Source organism: Nonomuraea lactucae (assembly GCF_003313395.1).
GTDB classification, from domain to species: Bacteria; Actinomycetota; Actinomycetes; order Streptosporangiales; family Streptosporangiaceae; genus Nonomuraea; species Nonomuraea lactucae.
This window is the reverse complement of record NZ_QNFZ01000773.1, coordinates 1-4,583: the sequence shown is the minus strand read 5'-3', so window position 1 is coordinate 4,583 and position 4,583 is coordinate 1. Positions and strand designations below refer to the sequence as shown.

Annotated in this window: 8 protein-coding genes; 2 read left to right on the top strand and 6 right to left on the bottom strand. The window is 62.1% G+C overall.

Annotated features, from left to right (window positions below):
* Nucleotides 1–123: 123 nt before the first annotated feature.
* Entirely contained in the window at nt 124–1,365 is a 1,242-nt protein-coding gene (locus tag DQW85_RS27230) for a tyrosine-type recombinase/integrase (RefSeq protein WP_113702767.1), read from the top strand.
* Between the two features lie 31 nt (nt 1,366–1,396).
* Here the strand turns inward: DQW85_RS27230 and DQW85_RS48295 are convergent, their stop codons facing one another.
* The 3 genes from DQW85_RS48295 to DQW85_RS27215 are packed head-to-tail and all read right to left on the bottom strand — an operon-like array spanning nt 1,397 to nt 2,501.
* Nucleotides 1,397–1,588 (bottom strand): helix-turn-helix domain-containing protein, encoded by a 192-nt coding sequence (locus DQW85_RS48295; protein WP_162795421.1) that lies wholly within the window; start codon nt 1,586–1,588, stop codon nt 1,397–1,399.
* Nucleotides 1,585–1,854: a hypothetical protein gene (locus tag DQW85_RS27220; protein WP_162795420.1), complete on the bottom strand. Its 270-nt coding sequence runs from the start codon at nt 1,852–1,854 to the stop codon at nt 1,585–1,587. The genes DQW85_RS48295 and DQW85_RS27220 overlap by 4 nt, the downstream gene beginning before the upstream one ends.
* Nucleotides 1,851–2,501, bottom strand: a complete 651-nt coding sequence (locus DQW85_RS27215) for a hypothetical protein (RefSeq protein ID WP_162795419.1) — start codon at nt 2,499–2,501, stop codon at nt 1,851–1,853. Before DQW85_RS27215 ends, DQW85_RS27220 begins: the two co-directional genes overlap by 4 nt.
* A 264-nt stretch (nt 2,502–2,765) precedes the next feature.
* Here DQW85_RS27215 and DQW85_RS48290 point away from each other — a divergent pair, with 264 nt between their 5' ends.
* Nucleotides 2,766–3,077, top strand: coding sequence for an HNH endonuclease (locus DQW85_RS48290; RefSeq protein ID WP_113702763.1), 312 nt, complete (start codon nt 2,766–2,768; stop codon nt 3,075–3,077).
* A gap of 410 nt (nt 3,078–3,487) precedes the next feature.
* Here DQW85_RS48290 and DQW85_RS27205 read toward each other — a convergent pair whose 3' ends face one another.
* The 3 genes from DQW85_RS27205 to DQW85_RS27195 all read right to left on the bottom strand — a co-directional run.
* The gene (locus DQW85_RS27205; RefSeq protein ID WP_113702762.1) at nt 3,488–3,667 is read right to left on the bottom strand and encodes a hypothetical protein; all 180 of its coding nucleotides are present in this window, start codon (nt 3,665–3,667) and stop codon (nt 3,488–3,490) included.
* A gap of 153 nt (nt 3,668–3,820) precedes the next feature.
* Nucleotides 3,821–4,108: a hypothetical protein gene (locus tag DQW85_RS27200; protein ID WP_113702761.1), complete on the bottom strand. Its 288-nt coding sequence runs from the start codon at nt 4,106–4,108 to the stop codon at nt 3,821–3,823.
* 139 nt (nt 4,109–4,247) lie between these two features.
* On the bottom strand, nt 4,248–4,583 hold a 336-nt coding region (locus DQW85_RS27195; protein WP_205315443.1), incomplete at its 5' end, for a hypothetical protein.

Genomic DNA, 4,583 nt, shown 5'->3' with positions numbered 1-4,583 from the left:
TCTTCCACCACAGATCCGACGTGTAGGTCAGTCGCATCGGAGAATCCTCTCTGACCTGCTGGTACTCACATGCGCCTCAAATCGTGTTGCACGTTTTGTTGCAGTTGATCTACTCTGCCCGCCATGTCAGCACGAAACCGGGCACGCAACGGGCAGGGCACCATCAGCCCCCGCCAACTCAAGAACGGCACGACCGTCTACGACGCATGGACGCCTCCGCTCATCGCCCCAGAGACAGGCAAGAAGAGGCGCTACCCCAAGCGTGGCCTTCTGAACGAGAAAGAGGCGGCGAAGTGGATCGCGAAGACGATCTCTGATGTTGAGGCAGGCAACGCGGTCATCGAGAAACGCGGGGGCTTGACCGTCGATCAAATAGCCGAACGGTGGGCGACTTCCAGCGCTCTCAAGGCGAGCACAACCGCCGATCACGTCTACAACTACCGGAACATGGCCCGAGCCCGCATCGGCTCTGAGCCGATCGCCAGCCTCCGATCAACGCACATCGACGCCTTGTTCGCCTCCCTGAGCAAGAAGTACGCCCCTAGCGTGATGATCCTGCTCATTCGCGCGCTGTCGAACTTCTGGGACTACGCCGTCCGGGACGGCAAGGCTAGGAGCAACATCATCAAAGAGTCGCCGTGGCGGGCCAAGCTGTACCGCGAAGCAGAGGACCGCAAAGCCGAAAAGCTCGCGGAGCGCGAAGACGACGAAGACGGCATCATCAAGGTCTTCACGCCCGAACAGGTCCGGACCCTTGTGGAGATGGAGCGCAATGAGGGGTACCGCCTCCTGTGGCAGTTCATCGTCCTGACCGGCGCGCGGCGCGGCGAAGCGCTCGGGCTTCGCTGGTCTGAGGTGGACTTCGAAAAGCAGGTCATCTGGCTCAGCGACAACACGGTCAGGGCCGGGGGCCAGATCATGACCGTGGACACGCCCAAGGGGAACCGCAAGCGGCGCATCTACGCTTCCGATGACGTTCTTGAGGTGCTGCAAGAGCAGAAGCGGCACATTGAGCGTGCCCGCAAATGGTTCGACGACTGGCAGGAACACGACCTTGTGTTCCCGCGAGCGTTCCGGCACCGGATAGCCAAAGAGCCCGTGGGTGGACGCATGGACCCCAAGGCCGTCTCCGAGGTGTTTCTACGGCGCACCCGCAGCCTTCGGCTTCCTGAGATTGGTTTGCACGGCCTACGCCACACGTGCGCGAGCGCGATGTACGCCAACGGGGTGGACATCAAGACCATCCAAGACCATCTAGGCCACCGCGTGGACGTGACCACGCTCGTGTACGTCCACACAGACGCCGCCACGAAGCGGGAGGCGGTCACGCGGGTCGTGGACTACATCAATCGAACCAAGGAATAGAGAAAAGCCCCGGCCAAAGGCCGGGGCTTCGTCATGCCGCTAGCAGGCTCAAGGGGCAACCGCCTCGCGAAGCTTCAAGCCACAGATCCACCTCTGCCTGCCGGAACCGATACTCGCGGCCGACCCGAACATGCGGGATCTCGTGCGCGTTGTCGTACACCCAAGACTTAGGCGACCCCAGATAGGCAGCCAGGTCGTCAACAGTCCACAGCGGTTGGATCACGCTGCCCCCTTCTGCTCGGCCACCCACGGCTGATCTTCGGGCGTCCAGTCGGCCGGCTGTTTAAACACGACGGACAAGACGGTCTTGCTCTGCGGGTCCACCACCAGGGCCACACGCCCGGCCTGCCGGATGGTGCGGCCCTTGTACGGCCCTCCCTGGCCGTAGACAAGCGTCGGGCTCTCCAGACAAGCCCTGATCTCTTCGGGCTTCACAAGTCGATCCAGAGCCCGACCAAGGGCGTGCTTCGTGAACGTCCACTCAGTCACCACAAACCACCTTGTCCTAGTGCCTCTTCATTCCTGACTTCGTCCATCGCCATCACTAGGCCCCGGAAGTGCGGGCCAACCTTGCCGAGGATCACCCGCGTGTCGGGGATGCTCCGGAGGTGAACGCCCCGGCCTGTCGCGTCGGGCCTGACCTTGTTCCACAGGGCGAGATAGCCCGTGTTCACCAGCACGCCGCCGGGCCAGTCCACGGCCCTCTCTTCGGCCAGGGCGAACATGTCGCCCAATAGCGGCCACTCGGGACGGAAGCGGCCCCGGGTCGCGTCCAGCGCGGTCACGGGCTCGGCGTGCGGGTCGTCCGTCATGCCGTGCAGGATCACTCCGGCGTTCCGACTGGTCTCGATCGTGATCCGGCTGAACCCCTTCTTGGTCCCGTCAGCCCGTGCCCTCTTGGCCAAGGCCAGCAGGTCCGCCCGGCTGATCTCCACGGCTTCCTCGGGCTTGCCCCGATGGCCATCTACGGGGCAGGTTGCCTGCCCGGCCGAATAGGTGTCCGTCACGGTGATGACCAGTTCTTTCCGGTTCGCCGTGAGCAGGGCTACGGGAACCGGAGAGCGGGACGGCAGCCATCCTTCGGCGTTGGTGAGCGCCTTGGACAGCTCCCCCGTGGTGACGGTCAATTCTGCCATGTGCAAGACGGTAGCGCTTAGTACCGTCTTGCACAAATCCATTCCATGTGACACAGATCACACTGTCATGGGGTTCGCGAACCGGAAATGCGACACGGCATACCGTGTGCCCCAACGGGGGGATTAAGGGGGGCAGCTAGCTAACAAGCAAAGCTAGCTAGCTAAACCCGCTCAGCCGGGTTGCGAAGCCCAAGCGAAGCAACCCTTAGCTAACCACTAGCCAGCTAACAAGCTAGCTATACGCGCGTATGCGCGCAAGGAACCATGCCAAGGGCTAAGCAAGTCTGTTCCACTGCCGGATGTGTCCGGCCAGTCAAAGCTAGGGGCAAGTGCCCTAACCACGATCCTGGTCCATGGGCTACCTCCAACAGGCGGTCTCGACTTCCGTCGAACTGGTCCAGCCTCCGGCTGACCATTCTCCGGCGAGACCGGTTCACTTGCTACGTGTGCGGAGGCGAAGCCTCCGAAGTTGACCACGTTCAACGCGGGGATGACCACTCCCCCGCCAACCTCCGGGCCATTTGCCCGGAGTGTCACCAGCGCAAGACGCTGGCAGAGCGCCAGTACGGCCAATAGACAGCCGTGGCGCTCAACCCCATAAAGCGCTAGACCCCCTCCCTGGAGGGGGCCTAGCTTCAACCTGAAAGCCTTAGAGGCAAAGGGCTATCAAAAGTGGCGTCGCACCGCGACAACCCAAGCACGGCAGCCGGGGCAGTGCACCGTGGCGGAATCTGCCATAGGTGGGATCACAACCGTGATTACGCGCCTGCAGTCCCAGCATCCAGCGGATGCCGCATACGGCAGAGCCTTTGCCGTCTCGCCGATGGGAGGGATGTAAGCGTCCCACATAGCGCTTCCCCTTTCGGGATGGTTCTTGCTGACACCTGAAACCCTATCTCCCTTATACGCTTTGCGCAAGACGGTAGTCGGCACTGTGGCTTACAAAAAGGCCCCCGGCTGGTGGCCGGGGGCTTTGCCGCTATCGGTTAGCGGTTGGAGATGGTGACGCAGACATAACCAGTCTGCATGGCCAGCTCGATAGCGACGCGGTTCGCCTCCTCAATGGTGTCGCGGTTGGTGATCTCCCGCTTGCGGTTGTCGCCATAGACAACCTCAACGGCGTAGCCGTCCACCGTCAGGCTAACCACTGCGCGAGGCTTCTCCATTGCTAGTTCCTTCCTGAGTCCCGCGTTAGCGGGGGTTTTTGCTGACAGGAAGAACGCTAGCGGGTCTAAACGCTTTGTACAAGACGGTAGCGAGATAGACCAACATGACAGCAGAAAGCCCCCGGCTGGAGCCGGGGGCTTAGAGCTAACCCGCTAGTGGATCAGACCGCCCACCACAGGGACGCTCCGGAACGTAACCGGAAAGATGTCCCCGGCCGCGATGCGAGCAATGATGACATGAGTCACATTGCGCTCTTTGGCTGCCGCCTCGAACCCGGCGAAGATAGCTTCCGCCAGGTCCTCAAACTCGTTCGACGGGGAGTAGATGGTGCTACCACGAAGCTCCAGAACGAAGTGGAAAGTGTCCTCCGCGCGGATCGGCCGATAGACCGCTGCGAAGCGGTAGCCAATCTCAGCGGGGCGCTTAGGGGCGATGTCCATCTTGCTTCCCTTTCGGGTCGGTTTTGCTGACATGCAAGACGGTAGCACCGTCTAAGGAGTATGTGCAAGACGGTAGCGCGAGAGATGACAGGGGTAGCAGAAAGCCCCCTAGCTGGCAGCTAGGGGGCATTTGGTGTTGCTAGCTCATGAACTCGATTCGCTCGGTTCCGTCAGCGTGAACCGTGTTCTGAGCTTCCGGCTTAGCCGTCTCGTTGACCGGCTCCGCCAAAGGCAGCTCCGGCTTAGCGGATTCGGCCACTTCCGCCTTCCTGGCCTTCCGTGCGATCCGGCGTCCGATCCAAGCCGCCAGAGCGACCAGGAGGACCACCAGAACGACCGTGCCAACGATCTGCACGGGGAGGCTAGCCAGGGCTGGTTCCGGCCGGACGGTCGCCCCAATCTGAACCGTCTTGGTGACGGTCGGAGCCGGGGCCGCGACTTCCGGCATCTTCACGCCCGTCTCAGCGCTAGCGCT